The following is a 20325-nucleotide window of genomic DNA, read 5'->3' as shown; positions in this document are numbered from 1 at the left end:
GGATGCCTTGCGTATTTATTTGAGGTTTAGATCTTTTCTGATCACTTTCATGATGGCTTCACCTCCTTGTTTTAGAGCTTCTAAAGCACTTAGGTGCCCTAGTCCTTCGCAGTTTTCAATCAATACTTTTTTCTCGACGGTAACTTTTTGCTTGCCATCAAGGGAGAATAGTCCAGCCACAAGCGTTAGATAATCGATATCTATGGTAGCTAGGGCTCCAATAGGCGCAGAACAGCCACCCTCGAGGGTTCTTAAAAATTCCCGTTCTACAGTGGTGCAAATATCGGTTTGATAATCGTTTAGACCCTCAAGTGCCTTTCTAGAATAATCGTCATGCTCTAAAGCCACCACTAACATGGCTCCTTGAGCAGGCGCTGGTATCATCCAATCTAGTTCTATAGTTGTCTCAGGACGAAGGTTAATGCGCTCAAGTCCAGCGGCTGCAAAAATGGCACCATGCCATTGGCTGTCTTGAAGTTTTTGCAAACGTGTTTGAACATTTCCACGAATATTTGCCACCTCATGTTGTGGGTATTTGTTGAGCCATTGCGCCTTTCTTCTTAAACTCCCTGTGGCTATGGTAGCCTGTTTAGGAAGGACTTTTGATTTCTCTTTTTGAATCAATAGATCTTTTGGATTGGCTCGTTTTAAAACAGCTCCTTTTACAATGCCATTAGGGAGCTGCGTAGGCACATCCTTCATACTATGAACGACGATATCCACGGTACCATTTAACATGGCGATATCTAAGGTTTTGGTGAAAACACCAGTTATGCCCAATTGATGTATAGGCTTGTCGAGAAATAAGTCTCCTTGAGATTTTACAGCAACAATTTCAGTCTGATAACCATCGGCCTCCAATAAGGATTTAACACGATTTGCCTGCCATAGTGCTAATTCACTATCGCGAGTTCCAATTTTTATAGTTTTTTTCATAGGGTTTCTAGTTGAAACACTTTTTTAATAAGTTCAATGCTTTCTGTTGAGGTGTCTGAGCTGTCTTTTAGGTGATTGGCGAATTGCGTAGTTATTTTCTGAATTATACGATCACTGATAATTTCCGCTTGTTGATCGTTAAATCCATCAATCTTTTTACGCTGAAAATCAATCTCTGCATCCCTCATGTGATTTAGTTTTTTCTTTAAAGCCTTAATGGTGGGCGCAAACTTTCTGGTTTCCAACCAGCTTTTGAATTCCTGGGTGACCTGCTGAATAATTTCTTCAGCTTGGGGGATAAATTGCTCTCTTCTCTTAAGTGTTTCATTGGTCATTTGCGACAATTGATCTAGATGAACCAAGGTGACATTTGGCATCTCCTTAACACTAGGATCCACATTCTGTGGGATGGAAAGATCCAAGATTAATAATTCTTTCTTGGAATGAATTAATTCTTTGGTGATGGTTGGTTTCTGAGCACCAGTAGCCACAATGAGGACATCACATTGGCTGATTTCTTCTTGTAGGTTGCTGTAATCTTTGACAATCAAATTGAACTTCCCCGCAATTTTCTCTGCCTTATCCTTGGTTCTATTTATCAGTACGATATGATTGTTTCTGGTGTGCTTAACCATGTTTTCACAAGTGTTTCGCCCAATTTTACCAGTACCAAACAGTAAGATGTTTTTTTCCGACACCTCTGGTACTCTAGCTAAAATGTATTGTACCGAAGCGAAAGCCACAGAGGTGGCACCAGATGACAGTTCTGTTTCATTTTTAATACGTTTGCTAGCCTGAATTACGCAGTTGCAAAGACGCTCTAAAAAATGATTTGTAAGTCCGATTTTTTTTGAAATGGTAAAGCTTTGTTTAATCTGACTGATGATCTCAAAATCTCCCAGAATTTGACTGTCTAGGCCAGTACCGACTTTAAAAAGATGGTCAATTGCGTCCTTGTTTTTATACACAAAACCAATGCGCTGGAAATCTTCAAGACTACCATTGGAATTATCGCATAGTAATTGAATGAGTTGAAAAGGGTGCTGAGCAAATCCGTATATCTCTGTTCTATTACAGGTAGAGGTAGCCATTATTGCGTCCATCCCAGCATTTTTGGCTTGGGTGAGCAAACCAATCTTGGCTGTTTCACTCAGGCTAAATTTACCTCGAATTGCAGCATCAGCTTTTTTATAACTGATTCCTATAGCGTAAAATGTATTATGTTTAGAAATATTATAAGCTTCCATTCACTCTCCGAAAATCGTTTACAAAAGTAAACCTAAAGCCAGTAAGAAAGTAACGCTCTAGGTACTTTTTATGTCGTTTTTTGAAAAAGGCATATTTTTTTGCCTAAAATTCTTCTAAATAGCTGTATATTTGGGGGATTGTAGCGTGCAATGCTCTATGAAGTTTAGAACGATTCTAAATAAAAACGAACGACATTTGCACCGATTTAAATTAAAAAGTAACGCGAAAAGGACAATGCAAGAAATTGGAATTGAAGAAGGGTTTTTAGTGCTAAAGACACAAAACGAATCGAATGATATTCAACATATTAGCAAGCTAATTGACAGCAGTTATATTCAGTTTCATTTTTGCTTGAAAGGGCGTGCTATTTTTCATTATAACCAAGGGAATTATGCCATCGATATTAAAGAAGATGAGGCCTTGTTGTTATATAATCCACGGCGTGATCTACCGATTAATCTAGAGGTGAACTCAAAAACGTGGATCCTATCTGTGGTTATCCCGATAAAGAAATTCCACGCTTTATTCTCAGAAGAGGCCGATTATATTCACTTTTTAGATCAAGAGAATATTGATAAAAAGTATTATGGGACCAAGCAGATTAATCCTGCCATGTCTGTGGTGCTTAGTCAAATGTTGAATTTTAACATGCACAGTGCTATTGAGCGTTTGTATTTAAAAGGAAAGATATATGAATTATTGGCTTTGTATTTTAACAAACCTGAGGATACTGATTTCGAACAATGCCCGTTTTTAGCAGATGAGGATAATGTTCGTCGTATACGAAAGGCGAAGGATATTGTGATATCAAGAATGTCAGAACCACCTTCCCTTCAGGAATTGGCTGATGAGATTGGACTTAATTTAAAACGTTTAAAAGAAGGATTTAAGCAGGTCTATGGTGATTCTGTTTATAGCTTTTTGTTCGATTATAAAATGGAATATGCCAGAAAGCTACTAGAGGCAGGGACCATGAACGTCAATGAAGTGGGATTAAAGGTCGGTTACAGCACTGCGAGTCATTTTATTGCAGCTTTTAAAAAGAAATATGGAACCACGCCTAAAAAATATACCATGGCGCTTAATTAAATAACTCAGTCAATGAAAAAAATATTCTTACTACCTCTTTTCTTATGCTTTTTCTTTGTTGGGATGGCTCAGCAAGTGCAATCCAACCCAGATGATCAAGTTTTAGTTTTTACAAAAACCAGTGGATTTCGTCATGAATCTATAGAAACTGGAGTCGCTTTGATTGAAAAATTAGGAAATCAAAATAACTTTAAAGTCACTCATACAGAAGATTCGCTTGCCTTTAATAAGGAGAATCTAAAAAAATATAAGATGGTGTTGTTCCTCTCTACCACCAATGATGTACTTGGCCCATCAGGTCAAAAGGCTCTTCAAGATTTTATGCATAATGGCGGGAGTTTTATGGGAATACATGCTGCCACAGATACAGAATTTAATTGGCCTTGGTATGGAAGAATGATAGGAGCTTATTTTGTAGATCACCCTAATAATCCAAATGTTCGAAAGGCTGAAATTCAGGTAATCGATGCCGAGCACGCCTCCACTAAGATGTTGCCTAGTGCTACTTGGATACGTAAAGATGAGTGGTATAATTATAGAGACATTAGTGAGCATATACGGGTACTTCTTAATTTGGATGAATCCACATACGAAGGGGGAACTAATGGAGCGCATCATCCTATTGCATGGTATCATGAGTTCGAAGGTGCCAGGGTTTTCTACACAGGGGGAGGACATACCAAAGAGTCTTATAGTGAGCCTTTGTTTGTTGCCCATCTTTTAGGGGGAATAAACTATTGTTTAAAAAGAGATTAGATTTGTTAAACGAGCTAGGTTTTGTTTCAATGAAGAGCAATCGATTTTTTAAATAGCATTATCTTCAAAGTTAAGTCTACCCGAAGTTTTTATGAACCGCAATTGTGTACTTTTGCAAAGAATACTTTAGAAAAATATATATGAAGGGAGTTTTATTCATCAACTTAGGGTCACCAGATTCTACAGATCCTAAGGATGTAAAACGGTATTTGGATGAGTTTTTAATGGATGAACGCGTGTTTGATTTTCCATATTGGTTACGCAGTTTTATTGTCAGGGGTATAATACTTAACACACGTCCTAAAAAATCCGCGGAAGCTTATGAAAAAATATGGTGGGAAGAAGGGTCCCCTTTAATTGTCATTTCGGAGCGATTAAAGGAAGGAATCGATAAGTTTTCCTCCATACCAAGTGCCGTGGCAATGCGTTATGGTAATCCTTCCATAAAATCTGGTTTGCAAGCGCTAAAAGAAGAAGGTGTCACGGAGGTATTGCTAATACCGCTTTATCCTCAGTTTGCGATGGCTACTACAGAAACGATACTGGTATTAGCCGAAGAGTTGCGACAAGCGCACTTCCCTGAGATGGAGTTTACCAGCATCCCGGCTTTTTATAACCATCCTGATTATGTTCGGGTGCTTTCAAATTCTATTCAGCGCTCTTTACAGGCGCAACAATGGGATCATCTGTTGTTTTCCTATCACGGTGTCCCGGAACGACATATCCGAAAATCGGATATCACCAAATCCCATTGTAAAATTGATGGAAGTTGTTGTCAAACGCCATCCCCTGCGCACCAGTTTTGTTACAGGCATCAATGTTATGAGACCACCAAACAGGTAGCAGAATTTCTAGGCTTAAAGCAAGGAAGTTATTCTACCTCATTTCAGTCGCGTTTAGGGATTGACCCTTGGTTAAAGCCAGCAACCAATAAAACCATCAATAAAATGCCTGAACAAGGAATCAAAAAACTTGCAGTGGTCACGCCAGCTTTTGTGGCTGATTGTATTGAGACACTCGAAGAAATAGGGATCCAGGCGAAAGAAGAATTTATCGCGAACGGTGGAGAAGAATTGCATGTGATTCCGTGCTTAAATGATGACTCAGATTGGATAAAAGTACTGGCGCGTTGGATTGATCAGTGGGCATTAGCTGAGCAAAACGCATAGCATTATGAGTGGAAATTCATCCAAAGCTCTGGGAGAGGACAGTATCGGTAGTTTATTAGTAAAACAAGCTGTTCCAGCTTCCATCGGTATTTTGGTGATGTCCTTAAATATTTTGGTGGACACCATTTTTGTAGGGAATTGGATAGGTTCAATTGCCATTGCTGCAATCAACGTGGTGCTGCCTGTTTCTTTTTTTATCGCTGCTCTAGGGATGGCTATCGGGGTTGGAGGGTCTTCCATTATTTCCCGCGCCCTTGGGGCGGATAATCGCTCCAAAGCGCTTATTACTTTTGGAAACCAAATTACCCTGACGGTACTGCTCACGGTCGTGCTCATAGTGGTTGGACTCTGGTTTATAGACGATATCATCCCAAGGTTTGGTGGTAAAGGTGCCATTTTTGATCCAGCAAAGGATTACTATACAGTGGTATTATATGGTGTTCCTTTTTTAGCTCTTTGTATGATGGGAAATACAGTCATTAGGGCGGAAGGTAAACCTAAGTTTGCCATGATCGCAATGATAATCCCCTCCGTTGGAAACCTTTTCTTGGATTACATTTTTATATATGTTTTGGATTATGGAATGTTAGGCGCAGGGTGGGCTACCACAGCTTCTTATGTGCTCTGTCTTGGCTATATTCTGTGGTACTTTCTATCGAATAATTCAGAGTTAAAACTTAGCGTTACCGATTTTGTTTTAAGAAGAAATACCGTATCTGAAATCGCTGCCCTGGGAGGTGTCACTCTAGCTAGGCAAGCAATCGTTAGTGTAACATACCTGCTTTTAAACAATATATTGTACAACTTAGGGGGCGCATCTTCGGTAACGGTTTATGCCATAATAGGTAGGATGTTGATGTTTGCACTTTTTCCTGTTCTGGGGATTACCCAAGGATTTTTACCTATTGCAGGCTTTAATTATGGGGCCAATAAATACTATCGTGTTAAAGAAACCATCTACACAGCCATAAAATATGCAATGTTACTGGGCTTTTGTATTTTCTTATTGATAATGATTTTTCCAGGGGGTATTACAGCAGTATTTACCGATGATTCAACGGTGTTGAATGATGCTCCAAAGGCAATGCGATGGGTGTTCGCTGCCACCCCAATAGTGGTTATTCAGCTGATCGGTTCGGCTTATTTCCAGGCCGTTGGAAAAGCATTACCTGCTTTTTTATTAACCCTCACCAGACAAGGAATCTTTTTTATACCTTTAATTCTCATATTGCCCAGGTACTATGGAGAGTTAGGCGTATGGATTTCATTTCCACTATCGGATGTACTTTCCACCGTGGTAACTGGCTATTTTTTAAATCGAGAAATTCGACATAAATTAATGACCAAACCCATAGAATCATAGAACATATGGTAGAATATTACAATTATATCAAAGCATTGCACTTGATTTTTGTCATTACTTGGTTTGCGGGATTATTTTACATCCCTCGATTGTTTATCTACCAAATAGAGGCTTATGCCAAGCCTTCACCAGAGAAGGAAATTTTAGGTGATCAACTTAAAATTATGGCCAAAAGGCTTTGGTTTATTATTACGTGGCCTTCTGCGATACTTGCTGTTTTGTTTGCAATTATGTTACTTATCATTATCCCAGGTTGGCTTACCCAAGGCTGGATGCATATCAAGTTATTTTTTGTTGTTTTACTGATCCTTTATCATCTGAAAACGCATCAAATCTTTACTCAACTCCAAAACGATCAGGTTAATTATACTTCTAAATTCATGCGGATATGGAACGAGGTTACGACGATTATTTTGTTCTCTGTAGTCTTTCTTGTAATCCTAAAAGATAGTTTAAACTGGGTTTTTGGAGTAGTTGGGATTTTTCTACTCGCCACTGCCCTTATGCTCGGTATCCGTTTGTATAAGCGAATACGTGACAAAAATAGCTAAGCTGGCTTAATTATTGTTATATTTAATAAAATCCAAATGTAAGGTGTACAATAAACTATCGCTTCGAACACGTATCTTTATTACAATGATCTTTATTGTGGTATTCGCATCGGTGCTCATCGCGGGAGTGACTATTTTTCAATATAAAGGACAGGCGGAGGATTATCACAAAGTTTATCTTGAGCGAAAAGAGGAACAACTCAATGCCCAAATAGATTACATTCTTAAAAATACTACTTGGGAAGTAAAAACGGAAAACTTGCGCTACATACTGGAGTACAAAAATGCTATTTTCGAAGCCTCCGATGTATTGGATATTAACTTTAATATTTTTGATCTAGAGGGAAATCTCATTATTAGTTCAAAGCCAAGAATGGCATACGATAACGGTGTTAGAAACCTGGATAATAGCGTGCTTCATGGCTTAGCTAACAGTCTGACCAAACGTTATGTGGAAAGAACGAAGGCCGCTGGAGATCGTTTCCGTTCTTCTTATAGTTACATTCTAGACCCCAAGTTCAAGCCAATAGGCATATTAAATATCCCATATTATGAAGATGACACCTTTAACGAAGGGGAGTTGGGACAATTTTTAATTCGACTCTCTGCTGTTTATGTCATACTGCTAATAATTGCAGTAATGTTAGCTTATCTTATCTCTACTTATATTACACGTTCGTTAAAGGCCATTGGAGATAAATTAGATCAGACCCGATTGACCAAACAAAATCAAAAGATATACCTAGATCGGCCCAGTGAAGAAATCGGTGCTTTAGTGGAGGCCTATAATGGTATGATCGATGAATTGGATAAAAGCGCGGCATTACTAGCTAAGAGTGAACGGGAACAAGCTTGGAGAGAAATGGCCAAACAAGTGGCGCATGAAATTAAGAACCCACTAACACCTATGCGATTAAGTGTTCAGAGCTTTCAACGAAAGTTTGATCCTCAGGATTCTCAGATAAATGAAAAGGTCGATGAGTTTGCCAAGATTATGATTCAGCAAATAGACACAATGAGTAATATCGCATCTGCATTTGGTAGTTTTGCCAATATGCCTGCCCAGCAAAATGAATTGCTCAATGTGGTAGAGGTTGTTCATCTCTCTGTTGAAATTTTTAATGAAGAATCTATTGAATTTAAAAGCGAACAAAAGGAAATTATTGCGAAATTAGATCGTACGCAGCTCATACGAGTGATGACAAATTTGGTAAAAAATGCCTTGCAATCGGTTCCAGAAGATAAACTACCAAAAATTGAGGTATCAGTTTTTACCCAAGGAGATGATATCAAAATAACAGTGAAAGACAATGGAATAGGGATTTCCAAAGAAAATCATGAAAAGATTTTTGAGCCAAGGTTTACCACCAAGACAAGCGGCATGGGACTTGGATTAGGGATGGTGAAAAATATTGTTGAAGCCTTTCATGGAAGCCTTGAAATGGATTCTGAGCAGGGTATAGGAACCGTATTCACTATTACTTTTCCTAAATTTAAAGAAACGAACGAAAAAGATAATTAAATGATTTTAGCATGAATTTTGAAAACATTATTATTGAGATCAAAGAGCAAATAGGGACCATAACAATTAATCGTCCAAAGAAATTAAATGCGCTCAACAAGGCTACTATAGAGGAGCTGCATCAAGCTTTTGTCGACTTGGATCAGGATGACCGAGTGCGAGTTATTATTGTTACAGGTGCTGGCGATAGGGCTTTTGTGGCAGGAGCAGATATTTCTGAGTTTGCGAATTTTTCGGTTTATGAGGGTTCTCAATTGGCAGCTAAAGGTCAAGAGCTATTATTTAATTTAATTGAAAATCTCCATACTCCAGTTATTGCAGCAATCAATGGCTTTGCCTTAGGTGGAGGTTTAGAACTAGCAATGGCTTGTCATTTTAGAGTTGCTAGCGATAATGCTAGGATGGGACTTCCAGAAACTTCCTTGGGACTGATTCCTGGATACGGTGGAACGCAACGGCTGCCTCAACTCGTTGGTAAAGGAAGGGCTCTGGAGATGATTCTCACCGCTGGTATGATTGGTACAGAACAAGCCCTTATGTGGGGCCTGATCAATCATATGGTAGCCTTAGAACAGTTACTGCCCCTTTGTGAAAAAATTGCTACCAAAATTATAAATAATTCCCCCACCGCAGTGGCTTCAGCAATATCTGCTGTCAACTCAGGATTCTCTGATCAAGGTTATCCTAAAGAAATCGAGACATTTGGAGCATGCTTTGCAACTGAGGATTTTAAAGAAGGTACTCAAGCATTTTTAGAAAAAAGAAAAGCCCAATTTACTGGGAATTAATAAGGGTTTAACGTTCACCGTCAATTTCTGCATAAAATTGCTCTAGAAATAACTCCATGAATTCATGACGGCGCTGTGCAAGTTTTTTGCCAGTATCGGTGTTCATTCTGTCTTTTAGTAGGAGTAGTTTTTCGTAAAAATGATTGATTGTTGGAGCTGTACTTTTCTTATACTCTTCTTTGGTCATTTGAAGATTAGGGGAAATCGCGGGATCATAGAGCTTTCTGTTTTTAAAACCGCCGTAGTTGAAACATCGGGCAATTCCAATAGCTCCTATGGCATCGAGACGATCGGCATCCTGTACAATATCTAGTTCTATAGATCGAAAGGTTTGTTTGAAATTGCCTCCTCTAAAAGAAATGTTATCAATAATTGCAACCACCTGAGTAATTACGTTGGGCTCCACTGATAATGAAGTGAGAAAGTCTTCTGCCATTTTCCCGCCAACAGTTTCATCTCCTTTGTGAAATTTCGAATCAGCGATATCGTGAAGTAAAGCGCCAAGAGCCACCACTAGCGGAGATGCTTGGGGGTAATCCTTCGCAATTAGCATGGCGTTTTTAAAGACACGTTGTATGTGAAACCAGTCGTGTCCTCCTTCGGCATCCTTAAGGGTTTGCTTGACAAAACTGATGGTTTTTTCTGTGATTTGTGTATTGTCCATTGTTATTGGTTTACGGCCTTGGATATAGTTTGCTCTAATTTGTCTATTAACTCCTCGGGGGGAAGGTCTCGATTGGTGATTGGTTGGTGAACTTCAAATTCCAAGTTATAACCGATTCCAAAAGGGAATTTTCCATAGCGAAGCGTCTTCCATGAATTGTTTATACTAACAGGTACTAGGGTCGCATCAGGCATTTTTTTGAGTAAGATCTTTAGCCCCCCTTGTTGAAATTTTTTAGGCATGCCATTTCTAGATCGGGTGCCTTCTGGAAATATAACTACAGATCGGCCGTTTTTATTGGCGTACTTTGCGAGTTTTAGAATTTCTTTAAAAGCCTGCTCTTTATCTTTACGGTCAATTAGTGCCGCGCCTCCGTGACGTAGGTTGTAGGATACACTAGGGATGCCTTTTCCGAGTTCTTTTTTACTGATAAACTTCGGATCGTGCTTGCGCATATGCCAAACCAGTGGTGGGATATCATACATGCTTTGATGATTGGCTACAATAATACACGGTTTTTCTGTTGAAATATTATACGGGTTTTTAAAGTGCACCCGGTTGCCCAAGATCATTAGACTTCGCATGAGCAACAAATTGAGAATTTCAACAGATCTCTTGTGGGCATTATAACCAAATATTCTATGGCAGATTACTTGTATTGGATGGAAAATAACAAGAAGTAGTGCAAAACACACTATGTAGATAACCGAGAGTGGATACGCTACTATTTTTCTCATGGGATACTTTTGATTATTAGTGGTTTTTTAATTCATCTATCAGTTCGATTACCGTTTTTTCAAGTATGGGAAGGACTTCCTCTGGTGCTCGGATATAATCATCAACAATATCCCAATACTCTAACTCAGGATGTTTTCCTGGATATAGTTTATTGATCATCGGAGCGTGTTCGCTACGGTCCATAAGGATGATTTTGTCATAATAATCAAAATCACCTTGATCAAATGGCATCGGCATTCTCAGATCGTAGGTCATCTCAGGGTATCGTTCTTTGAAGAAAGCAATGCAATGTTTCGATATCGGACCCTTGTTGTTTTTGGATAGTCTTAAGCCTTTTGAAAAAGCATGGTAGTTTAGTTGTTGCTTCTCAGATAAGGAATTGAATAAAATTTCAGCAAATCTGCTACGATAGTAATTTCCAGTGCAAACAAATAAGATTCTACTGTTCATGATAGTTGAATTAAAAAAACCACGTATAATACGTGGTTCGATTTAGATCGTAACTTGCCTTGGTTTAGCAAAAGTCGTTATATGCTTCAGCTAAATTATCAGCGATCACCTCTGCTGGTCGTCCTTCAATATGATGTCTCTCTAGCATATGAACTAATTCTCCATCCTTAAAAAGTGCCATACATGGTGAAGACGGAGGGAAAGGAATCATATAGGATCTTGCCTTCTCTGTTGCTTCTTTATCAAATCCTGCGAATACTGTATATAGATTATCAGGCCTTTTACCGTTATTCAAGCTCATTTTTGCACCTGGCCTGGCATTAGCTGCAGCGCAACCGCAAACTGAATTTACAACTACAAGTGTAGTGCCCTGTTTTTTCATTGCCTGATCGACAGCCTCCGATGTCAATAACTCTTCAAAACCTGCATTTACCAGGTCATCTTTCATTGGTTTAACTAATTCCGCTGGGTACATAGTTGTTTTTATTTTAAATTAAAAATTGTCTCTAATTATAAGTCGTAAAGATAATTAAAAACCTACACTTTTCACTTATGAATTTCCCGAAATGGTGAGGGTTTTGATCCAGAATGGATCCTCCTGAAGTACTACATTCGATAATGGTTGATTTTTTAACCTGATAATTTTTAATCTTATATTTGGCAAGCGAAAATAAAAATGGATGTTTAAATTGATTTTTACCCTTGGAGGGTTCTTTTTTCTTGGTTTACCTGGGCTTGTCATCGGATTTATTGTCGGAAGTGTGATCGATCGTATGTTTGGAGGAGGAGTTCACGTACAAACGATCATCAATAACCGCCCACAAGTCTCGCCTGCCGATTTCGAATTGAACCTATTATCCTTGTGTTCTATAGTTATCAAAGCCGACGGAACTGTAAATCAAAACGAATTGCAGTATGTTCGGAATTATTTTATTGCTACCTATGGTAAGGATAAAGCGAATGCCATTTTTAGAACTTTTAATGAAGTGGTAAAGGACCGTTTGGTTTCTGCGCCACGTATATGTGCCTTTCTTAATCAACGCACCCGTTATGAGGTTCGGCTTCAATTATTGCATTTCCTTTTTGGTATTGCCAATGCGGACGGGAGCATCTCCGACGCGGAATTACAAAAGATTAGAGAAATCGCAGGATTCCTAAGAGTGTATCCAAGGGATTTTGAAAGTATTATGGCCATGTTTGTCAAGAGTACAAATAATGCTTATAAAATACTTGAAATACCGCCAGAATCTAGTGATTCGGAGGTGAAATCGGCCTATCGAAAAATGGTTAAAAAGTACCACCCTGATAAGGTAATTACCGATGATACAGCCATTAAAAAAGGCGCCGAAGAAAAGTTTAAACAAGTACAAATGGCCTACGAACAAATCCAACAAGAACGCGGGATGTAAAGCAATGAAGTGGATGCTGTACAAGATCCAAAAAGTAGGTAACACAACGCTCTTGTGAAAGGCAGGTTTAAATCATTACTTAGAGTTTGATTTGCCTTAAATAAATCGTAAGTTTGATAAACCCGTAAATCTATCAATATGGATCAGTTTTGGTTCTATTTTAAACTTGGTTTTGACCATGTATTTGACCTGAATGCGTACGACCATCTGTTGTTCTTTATTGCACTCATTGTCCCCTATACCTTTGCTAATTGGAAGCGAGCTTTCTGGCTAGTTACTTTGTTTGCCATTGGGCATACAATATCACTGATTTTGGCCACCTATGGTGTGGTCCATATAAATTCCAGTCTTGTGGAATGTCTCATTCCAATTACCATATTTATTACAGCTTTATTTCATGTCTTTACAGCAGGAAGAAAGAACTATAAAGAATCCTATGGCCTCCATTTTTTTGTCACCTTATTTTTTGGAATGATTCACGGCCTTGGTTTTTCTTCCTATTTTAGGCAAGTAGTAGCGTCTAGTTCTAATAAACTTATACCTCTTCTTGAGTTTGCTTTAGGAATCGAAGCAGCTCAGTTAATTGTCGTTTTCTTAGTGCTTTTAGCGGCCTTTATTTTACAGACTATTTTTAGGTTTAACAAAAGAGACTGGATTTTAGTGGTTGCCTCGATAGTTATAGGAGTGGTAATCCCTTTACTATTAGAAACATGCCTTAGGGGTTAGTAATACAGCATGCACTTTATGGATTTCCACTTAAGTGTTAAAATTATTTTCTTATCTCTTTAACTTGTTGTGATTAAATGATAAAGCCGTTATCTTAGCCTAGAGATATGGTGGCAACGAAATACGTTGCTTTTTTTGACTTCAATACCTATGGTTGATAAGAAACAAAAACGTTATGATCGAGCTTATTTGAGAATGGCCTTAGAATGGGGCAAGTTGTCACATTGTAAACGCAAACAAGTTGGCGCGATTATTGTAAAAGATAGAATGATTATATCAGATGGATATAACGGGACACCAACTGGATTTGAAAATTACTGTGAGGATGAATTAGGATATACAAAATGGTATGTTTTGCATGCTGAGGCCAATGCCATTTTGAAAGTCGCTTCTTCAACGCAGTCCTGTGTAGGTGCTACCCTGTACATTACCCTTTCCCCCTGTAAGGAGTGTAGTAAACTAGTTCACCAAGCTGGGATTAAACGAGTGGTGTATTTAAATGCATATAAGGATAGTGAAGGCCTGAAATTTTTAAAAAAGGCAGGTGTGGAATTGCTGCATTTGGCTAATATAGACGATGACTAAATGTTTAAAAAGAGAAGTTATTTATTGCCTTTTATTTTAGCAGCAACTTTAGCCGCAGGAATTTATATTGGAGGTAATTTAAATTACAGTGATAAAGGGGAGAAACTCTTTTCAACGAATTCAGAAAAAGATAAGCTTAATCGTTTAATAGATTATATAGAGTATGAATACGTGGATGATGTGAATACCGACAGTATTGTTGATGTCACAGTAAACAACATACTCGAAAAACTCGATCCCCATTCGGTTTACATACCAAGACAACAAGCAGAACAAGTTGCTGAGAATATGAAAGGTGATTTTGTTGGTGTAGGCATCAGCTTTAGAATGTATAGGGACAGCCTGGTAGTGATTCGTCCCATCGCAGGTGGTCCAAGTAAAGTTGCAGGAATTCGTTCGGGTGATCGTATTCTAATTGCCAATAAAGACACGCTATATGGCCGTGGACTTCGCAGTGATGAAATCGTAGACATTTTAAAGGGTGATAAAAATACTCCGGTGAATATGACCATTTATCGTCCGATAGAGGATAAAACCATTGAACTTAAAATTAAGCGTTCTGAAGTACCTCTTCGCAGTGTGGATGCTACCTTTATGATTAAAGATTCTATTGGCTATATCCGAGTGAATCGATTTGCAGAAAGTACCTATGAGGAGTTTAAAGCTTCCTTGTTGGCTCTTGAATTAGGCGGTGTTAACAAGTTGGTCTTAGACCTTCGCAATAATCCAGGAGGATATTTAGGAATTGCTGAAGCGATGGCGGATGAGTTTTTAGAAGATGGAAAGCTTATATTATTTACAAAAAATAAGAGCGGTGCTATTAACAAGTCCTATGCAACTAAAAAGGGGACCTTTGAGCAGGAGGATATTTATGTGTTAATCAATGAGAAGTCTGCATCGGCTAGTGAAATCATCGCTGGGGCTATTCAGGATAACGATCGTGGGATCATTGTAGGTAGGAGGTCCTTTGGAAAAGGACTGGTCCAGCGAGAGATGAGTCTGGGAGATGGTTCGGCAGTTCGTTTAACTGTTTCTCGATACTATACTCCGACAGGAAGGTCCATTCAACGTTCCTATGATAACGGTACAAAGGACTACTACAATCAGTTTTATAAACGATATGAGAACGGGGAATTGCGATCTGCGGACAGCATAAAAGTAGACGATTCTTTAGTGTATAAAACGCCCAAGGGTAAGATCGTTTATGGGGGAGGAGGAATTATCCCGGATGTATTTGTGCCACTTGGGTCCTCACAAATGGATGGGTGGGTTAATACGTTAATGGACTCAGGTTTTATGTCGTTTTATGTTTTTGAGTATTTAGATAGCCATCGTGGCTTATACGATGACCTTACATCGGATGAATTTCAGTACACTGTTTTTATCGATGATCAAACTGTTGACGATTTTATTTACTACGCCGATGAAAAAGGGCTTAAAATTGATTTAGAGCCTTATCGAGAAGATCTTAAGTTACACATCAAAGCCATACTTGCCGAGCAGTTATTTGATGAGAATATCAAACAACAAATCCTTAGCCAGAATGATCCCATGTTAGAGGCGGTACTACACCTAATTGAAAAACAGATCGCCCCGGAAGAAGTGGCTGCTGATCACTAAAAAATTGTTGGATCTTTAGGTGGTTATTTTGTCGTGTACCTTGGTGTGTTTTCCGTTATTCCACTGCGTTAGAATATCGGTGGCAACCTGAGCGCCACTACCAGCTGCGATAGCAAATTGACTTCTCCAACCAGCCAATGTTCCTGCAACATATAATCCCTCTTTAATCTTATGCTGAAGGTTTTTAAGTTGAATACGGTTTTTGTCCGCAGGACTAAGGGCATGTGGCTCGACGAAATCCATAAGGCCTTTGATAGCGAATACATTGGTATATCCCAATGCGATTACCACAACTTTTGATCGGTAAGTTCCTTTGTTTGTGGTTATAGTATAATCCCCTGCCTGACCCTCAACTGCAAGGACTTTTTGGGTAGGGATTTGCTCTACATGTGGGTAATTTGTGGATAATTGAGCTTTACCAGTGGCTAAAATTTCTTTTCCAGAGGTGTTTGAGGGCACACCGAGTACATTATTTAAAAGTGCTGATTGCAAATGCGAAGCTTTCTGATGCATAATAATGCCAATGCGCTTACCACTGGCATAAGGTGCTTTTACGGCGGATCCTAATACCAATGCACATTGAAGGCCTGCTGCGCCTGCCCCAACAATCAATGCATCATACATTGCTTTTCTCCTTAATAAGTTGTTGTATTCTTTTGGATTGCCAGAAAATGGCCAATAGTAATACCGCTGCAAGAGCAGCACCAATTCCAATAACAGCCACTAGACTATCACCCTCTAAAGGATTCTCAAAATCCAACATGCTGATGTTTACACCAATCATGCCAACGGCAATGAGAACGAGAATTATGACAAAGGTTTTCATGTGTAAAAATTTTAAAATAAACCAGTTACATTACTTGCAAATAACTTTACTGCAATGGCCAACAAAATTACGCCAAATACTTTTCGTATCACAGCCAAACCTGATTTTCCTAACCATCTTCCTATTTTTGTCGAAGACTTTAACACTATATATACAATGATGACATTTAAAAGGATGGCAACAATGATGTTTTCCACATAATATTCTGCTCGAAGAGATAAAAGGGAAGTCATAGTCCCTGCCCCTGCAATTAGCGGGAAAGCCAAGGGAACTACAGATGCCGTAGAGGGTGCATCATCTTTGTATAATGAAATACCCAATATCATTTCAATGGCTAGAAAAAATATGACAAAGGCACCAGCAACGGCAAAGGAGCTGACATCGATCCCGATTAAATTTAGGATAGTCTCTCCGATAAACAGAAAAGCAATCATCAAAATAGCTGCAATGATAGATGCTTTTTCTGATTGAATTTGCCCTACCTTATTACGTAGATCGATAATGATAGGAATACTACCTAGGATATCGATAACAGCGAAAAGGATCATTCCTGCAGTTATTATTTCTTTAAAATCAAAGTTCATGGTTTCCCTTATTTAAAAAACGATGCAAAGCTATAACAACATTTCGATTATTATGAACATTTATCATGAAATTATTTTTTAATTTTTTCTTTTACTTCAAGGTAACCAGGTCAGTTTCAGTATATCTAGAAATACTTAGTATTCCTTGGGTGGTAGTTTTGTGTTCTTGCCACTTCTGTTTAATTCATAGGGCAGGGAATGGCTCAAATGAGCTAGAACATCTTTTGTTTGTAAAAAGAAGTATATTTGCAGCATGTTTCAGATAGGTAAAACCATAGTGTCGGAAGAAATCATAGAAAATGATTTTGTATGTAATATCACTGCGTGTAAAGGCGAATGTTGTGTTGATGGGGAGGCAGGCGCTCCAGTGGAAGATGAGGAAACAAGAATTTTAGCTGAAATTTATCCGAAAGTTAAACCTTTTCTTCGTCCTGAAGGAATTGCGGCTATTGAATCGCAGGGTACTTTTGTAAAAGGACTGGATGGAGAGTGGGAAACTCCATTGGTTGAGGGAAGCGAATGTGCTTATGTGACCTTTTCAGAAAATGGAACCGCACTTTGTGGCATAGAACAGGCGTATAATGCAGGGGCAGTTCAGTGGAGGAAACCTATCTCCTGTTATCTCTATCCTGTCCGGGTCAAACAGTATCAGGACTTCGCTGCGGTTAATTATCATAAATGGCATATCTGCGATGATGCTTGTAGCCTGGGTAAGGAACTGCAAGTTCCAGTGTACAAGTTTGTTAAACAAGCTTTGATTGAAAAATTTGGCCAATCCTGGTATGATGAACTTGAAAAGGCTGCAAAAGATATGGGTCGCTAAGAATCTTCATTATTAAATTAGTAGTCAGTAGTACTCATAAATTTTACTGGGACACCTAAGGAATTATAAAATTACAAAAAATAGAGGGTAACTATTGGGATCTGATATCGATCCTATAGCTACCCTTTTGTAATGTTCTAAGGAGTCGAGTTTTATATACTCTCTTCAGTACTCTCTGGTAGTGGAGCCTCTACAGCGCCAGTAGCATTTATATATTGCTGGTGATATAGTTCCAGTAAATTCATAGTGGCTACCACAAGATCCTTAGTCTCTGTGAGTAAGTTGAAGTACAAAGAAGTGTTTTTCGGACTGGACTCTTCCGTTCTAGTTCTAGAGATTTGCTTTTCAATCTTTTTATTGATACTCACTAATAAGATATCTTTCGTTAGTATTAACTCATGAATATCTTCAAAAGCTCTTTTATCAAATGTTTTTTTAATGTTATTGAATAAAGATTCAATTTCATTTTGAGTATCCAACAATTCACGGGTTTGATTGAATTTTAACTTTTTGTGATTGTTGTTGACGTGCTTGTAGGATGCTTTTCCGATGTATTCAAGAGATTGAGACATATCTTGGAGATAACTCAAAATATTGATATAAAAATGGCTCGCCATCACACTTGACTCATCCAGGTTCTTAATGAAATAAAAGACGCTTTCTTGAAGATCATCAATTTCTGCGCTGAGTTTAGCATTCCCTTTTTTAGATTTTTTTAGAAGCGGAAGATCCTCTCTTGAGAGCCCAATCATAGAACTATTGTATATTTTTTTCGCGCGATTAGCTACAGCTGCAATGTTATCCGCACTTTCTTCAATGACGCCTTGAATAGAACTACTCTCAGCCTTGTTCAAACTATCTTCTTCTTTGGTCGTGCTTGTTTTTTTCTTGTAACTGATATAGTTTCTTGCCAAAAGCAAAACTGCAACAAAGAGAAGGATGGCGATGGCTGTTGAACCTCCTATGTAAATCAAATAGGCCATGGTCGCGGAGGCGACAAAAGCTATAATGGCCGTGAAGAACCAACCGCCAATAACATTGAATACTCCTGCTACGCGGTAAACTGCACTCTCTCGCCCCCATGCTCTATCAGCTAATGAGCTACCCATGGCCACCATAAAGGTCACGTAGGTAGTGGAGAGTGGTAATTTTTGGGTGGTTGCAATGGCAATTAATATCCCAGCCACCATAAGGTTTACCGATGCTCTAATAAGGTCGAAAGCAGGGGCATCCTTTAGCGCGACATTTTTATCATCAAATTCTGGCTTAGAAAAACGTTCATTAATTTTCGTCTGTGTTTCCTTTGGTAAAATATAATTTATACCATTGGCAGTTTTAGTGGATAGCCGTACCACTAATCGCGACAATAAATTTGGTTGAAATTTCTCTTTACCTTCTGATTGTCTTGATAAGTTGATTTCAGTCTCAGTTACTGCTTTTGCCTTTTTGGAAAAGCAAAGTGTTGATACCATTACAGCACCAGCAATAAATAATAATAGTGGCTCTGTTGGCACTTTTTGAGCCAAGGAGGTCATGGCAAATTGATCTGCAGGGATTCCTGAGATCACCCATGCTTCATAAGAATGCCAGGCGGCCATCGGCACACCAATAAAATTCACCAAGTCATTTCCAGCAAAAGCTAAAGCTAGTCCAAATGTACCTGCAGCAATCACAATGATCAATACGTTCTTTTTGAAAACATTTAGATATATATATGAAAATAAGGTCCATACCACAAGACACCCTAATGAAATGTACAGTTCGATTCCCTCTATTAGATATGCGATAGAGTCATAGAAAGGTGTACCTTTTAAACCTTTAAGGAAAATAAAATAAGTGATACTACTTAATGCGATTCCACTAAATATTGCACCAGCATATTTCATTTTCCGTTCAAATTGAAATGTAAATGCAAGTCTTGAGATAAATTGAACCAATGCGCCGACAGTGAATGCAATTACTACCGAAAGAAGAATTCCGACGATGATTTGTATAGCATTTTCAGAGTTGATATATTTAGAAAGGTCTGAAATGCTTTCACTTTCATTACCTGCGATTTTTATTAATGCCACAGCCACAGCTGCTCCTAACAGTTCAAATACTATTGAAACAGTGGTTGAAGTAGGCATCCCAAGCGTATTGAAAAAATCAAGAAGTAATATGTCGGTAATCATAACGGCCATAAAAATAACCATGATCTCGTTGAACATGAATTCACCAGGTAAAAAGATTCCCTTTCGAGCAACCTCCATCATTCCACTAGAAAATGCAGCACCGATAAAAATACCAAAGCAAGCGATGGTTAGGATGGTTTTATAAGGAATGGCTTTAGAACCAATCGCTGAGTTGAGAAAGTTTACAGCATCATTGCTCACCCCAACTATTAAATCGCCAACAGCTAGAATAGCCAAGGCAACAATCATAAGTAAATAGATATTTTCCATAGTGTTAAAATAAAATATTCAAATTCTTAGTCAA

General features: G+C 38.5%; 22 protein-coding genes. 12 read left to right on the top strand and 10 right to left on the bottom strand.

The features are described from left to right. Nucleotides 1-15: 15 nt before the first annotated feature. Together hemC and hemA are read right to left on the bottom strand one after the other, a co-directional pair. Nucleotides 16-936 carry a hydroxymethylbilane synthase gene (gene hemC / locus VKY50_RS11700; RefSeq protein ID WP_324302007.1) on the bottom strand — a complete coding sequence of 307 codons (921 nt, stop codon included), beginning with the start codon at nt 934-936 and terminating at the stop codon, nt 16-18. Then, the gene (gene hemA / locus VKY50_RS11695) at nt 933-2183 is read right to left on the bottom strand and encodes a glutamyl-tRNA reductase (protein WP_324302006.1); all 1251 of its coding nucleotides are present in this window, start codon (nt 2181-2183) and stop codon (nt 933-935) included. The genes hemC and hemA overlap by 4 nt, the downstream gene beginning before the upstream one ends. A gap of 235 nt (nt 2184-2418) precedes the next feature. Here hemA and VKY50_RS11690 point away from each other — a divergent pair, with 235 nt between their 5' ends. The 7 genes from VKY50_RS11690 (at nt 2419) to VKY50_RS11660 (ending at nt 9422) form a co-directional block, all read left to right on the top strand. Beyond that, nucleotides 2419-3273: an AraC family transcriptional regulator gene (locus tag VKY50_RS11690; protein WP_324302005.1), complete on the top strand. Its 855-nt coding sequence runs from the start codon at nt 2419-2421 to the stop codon at nt 3271-3273. Nucleotides 3274-3285: 12 nt separating this feature from the next. Further along, complete coding sequence (locus VKY50_RS11685) at nt 3286-4029, top strand: ThuA domain-containing protein (protein ID WP_324302004.1); 744 nt, start codon at nt 3286-3288, stop codon at nt 4027-4029. A gap of 140 nt (nt 4030-4169) precedes the next feature. After that, nucleotides 4170-5198: a ferrochelatase gene (hemH, locus tag VKY50_RS11680; RefSeq protein ID WP_324302003.1), complete on the top strand. Its 1029-nt coding sequence runs from the start codon at nt 4170-4172 to the stop codon at nt 5196-5198. Between the two features lie 4 nt (nt 5199-5202). Then, complete coding sequence (locus VKY50_RS11675; RefSeq protein ID WP_324302002.1) at nt 5203-6561, top strand: MATE family efflux transporter; 1359 nt, start codon at nt 5203-5205, stop codon at nt 6559-6561. A gap of 5 nt (nt 6562-6566) precedes the next feature. Then, nucleotides 6567-7112 (top strand): CopD family protein, encoded by a 546-nt coding sequence (locus tag VKY50_RS11670; protein WP_324302001.1) that lies wholly within the window; start codon nt 6567-6569, stop codon nt 7110-7112. 85 nt (nt 7113-7197) lie between these two features. Beyond that, on the top strand, nt 7198-8634 hold the full coding sequence (locus VKY50_RS11665) for a sensor histidine kinase (RefSeq protein WP_324302046.1): 1437 nt from the start codon (nt 7198-7200) through the stop codon (nt 8632-8634). 11 nt (nt 8635-8645) lie between these two features. After that, nucleotides 8646-9422 (top strand): enoyl-CoA hydratase/isomerase family protein, encoded by a 777-nt coding sequence (locus VKY50_RS11660; protein ID WP_324302000.1) that lies wholly within the window; start codon nt 8646-8648, stop codon nt 9420-9422. A 7-nt stretch (nt 9423-9429) separates the two neighbouring features. Here VKY50_RS11660 and VKY50_RS11655 read toward each other — a convergent pair whose 3' ends face one another. From VKY50_RS11655 to VKY50_RS11640, 4 genes are all read right to left on the bottom strand, one after another. Next, a complete protein-coding gene (locus tag VKY50_RS11655) occupies nt 9430-10086 on the bottom strand; it encodes an HD domain-containing protein (protein ID WP_324301999.1) in 657 nt (218 codons plus the stop codon). Between the two features lie 2 nt (nt 10087-10088). Continuing rightward, on the bottom strand, nt 10089-10823 hold the full coding sequence (locus tag VKY50_RS11650) for a lysophospholipid acyltransferase family protein (RefSeq protein ID WP_324301998.1): 735 nt from the start codon (nt 10821-10823) through the stop codon (nt 10089-10091). A gap of 16 nt (nt 10824-10839) precedes the next feature. Further along, nucleotides 10840-11274, bottom strand: coding sequence for an arsenate-mycothiol transferase ArsC (locus VKY50_RS11645; protein WP_324301997.1), 435 nt, complete (start codon nt 11272-11274; stop codon nt 10840-10842). 64 nt (nt 11275-11338) lie between these two features. Continuing rightward, on the bottom strand, nt 11339-11749 hold the full coding sequence (locus VKY50_RS11640; protein ID WP_324301996.1) for a BrxA/BrxB family bacilliredoxin: 411 nt from the start codon (nt 11747-11749) through the stop codon (nt 11339-11341). A 205-nt stretch (nt 11750-11954) separates the two neighbouring features. On the opposite strand from VKY50_RS11640, the gene VKY50_RS11635 reads away from it, so the two are divergent. The 4 genes from VKY50_RS11635 (at nt 11955) to VKY50_RS11620 (ending at nt 15614) form a co-directional block, all read left to right on the top strand. Further along, complete coding sequence (locus tag VKY50_RS11635; protein WP_324301995.1) at nt 11955-12683, top strand: TerB family tellurite resistance protein; 729 nt, start codon at nt 11955-11957, stop codon at nt 12681-12683. 138 nt (nt 12684-12821) lie between these two features. Next, nucleotides 12822-13409 (top strand): HupE/UreJ family protein, encoded by a 588-nt coding sequence (locus tag VKY50_RS11630; RefSeq protein ID WP_324301994.1) that lies wholly within the window; start codon nt 12822-12824, stop codon nt 13407-13409. Between the two features lie 150 nt (nt 13410-13559). Continuing rightward, complete coding sequence (locus VKY50_RS11625) at nt 13560-13994, top strand: deoxycytidylate deaminase (RefSeq protein ID WP_324302045.1); 435 nt, start codon at nt 13560-13562, stop codon at nt 13992-13994. Further along, nucleotides 13995-15614 carry a S41 family peptidase gene (locus tag VKY50_RS11620; RefSeq protein ID WP_324301993.1) on the top strand — a complete coding sequence of 540 codons (1620 nt, stop codon included), beginning with the start codon at nt 13995-13997 and terminating at the stop codon, nt 15612-15614. A 15-nt stretch (nt 15615-15629) separates the two neighbouring features. Here the strand turns inward: VKY50_RS11620 and VKY50_RS11615 are convergent, their stop codons facing one another. Genes VKY50_RS11615 through VKY50_RS11605 form a run of 3 tightly spaced genes read right to left on the bottom strand, consistent with a single transcriptional unit; the run spans nt 15630 to nt 17024 of the window. Beyond that, nucleotides 15630-16238 carry an FAD-dependent oxidoreductase gene (locus VKY50_RS11615; RefSeq protein WP_324301992.1) on the bottom strand — a complete coding sequence of 203 codons (609 nt, stop codon included), beginning with the start codon at nt 16236-16238 and terminating at the stop codon, nt 15630-15632. Then, nucleotides 16231-16440 (bottom strand): hypothetical protein, encoded by a 210-nt coding sequence (locus VKY50_RS11610; protein WP_324301991.1) that lies wholly within the window; start codon nt 16438-16440, stop codon nt 16231-16233. Before VKY50_RS11610 ends, VKY50_RS11615 begins: the two co-directional genes overlap by 8 nt. An 11-nt stretch (nt 16441-16451) precedes the next feature. After that, nucleotides 16452-17024, bottom strand: coding sequence for a MarC family protein (locus tag VKY50_RS11605; RefSeq protein ID WP_324301990.1), 573 nt, complete (start codon nt 17022-17024; stop codon nt 16452-16454). A 253-nt stretch (nt 17025-17277) separates the two neighbouring features. Between VKY50_RS11605 and VKY50_RS11600 the strand changes: the two genes are divergently transcribed. Next, nucleotides 17278-17847 carry a DUF3109 family protein gene (locus VKY50_RS11600; RefSeq protein WP_324301989.1) on the top strand — a complete coding sequence of 190 codons (570 nt, stop codon included), beginning with the start codon at nt 17278-17280 and terminating at the stop codon, nt 17845-17847. A 152-nt stretch (nt 17848-17999) separates the two neighbouring features. Here VKY50_RS11600 and VKY50_RS11595 read toward each other — a convergent pair whose 3' ends face one another. After that, nucleotides 18000-20291, bottom strand: coding sequence for an inorganic phosphate transporter (locus tag VKY50_RS11595; RefSeq protein ID WP_324301988.1), 2292 nt, complete (start codon nt 20289-20291; stop codon nt 18000-18002). Nucleotides 20292-20325 lie beyond the last annotated feature (34 nt).

This window comes from Galbibacter sp. (genome assembly GCF_035306585.1).
Taxonomy (GTDB): domain Bacteria; phylum Bacteroidota; class Bacteroidia; order Flavobacteriales; family Flavobacteriaceae; genus Galbibacter.
Note: the sequence above shows the minus strand (reverse complement) of the source record. Positions and strands in the feature narration are given on the sequence as shown.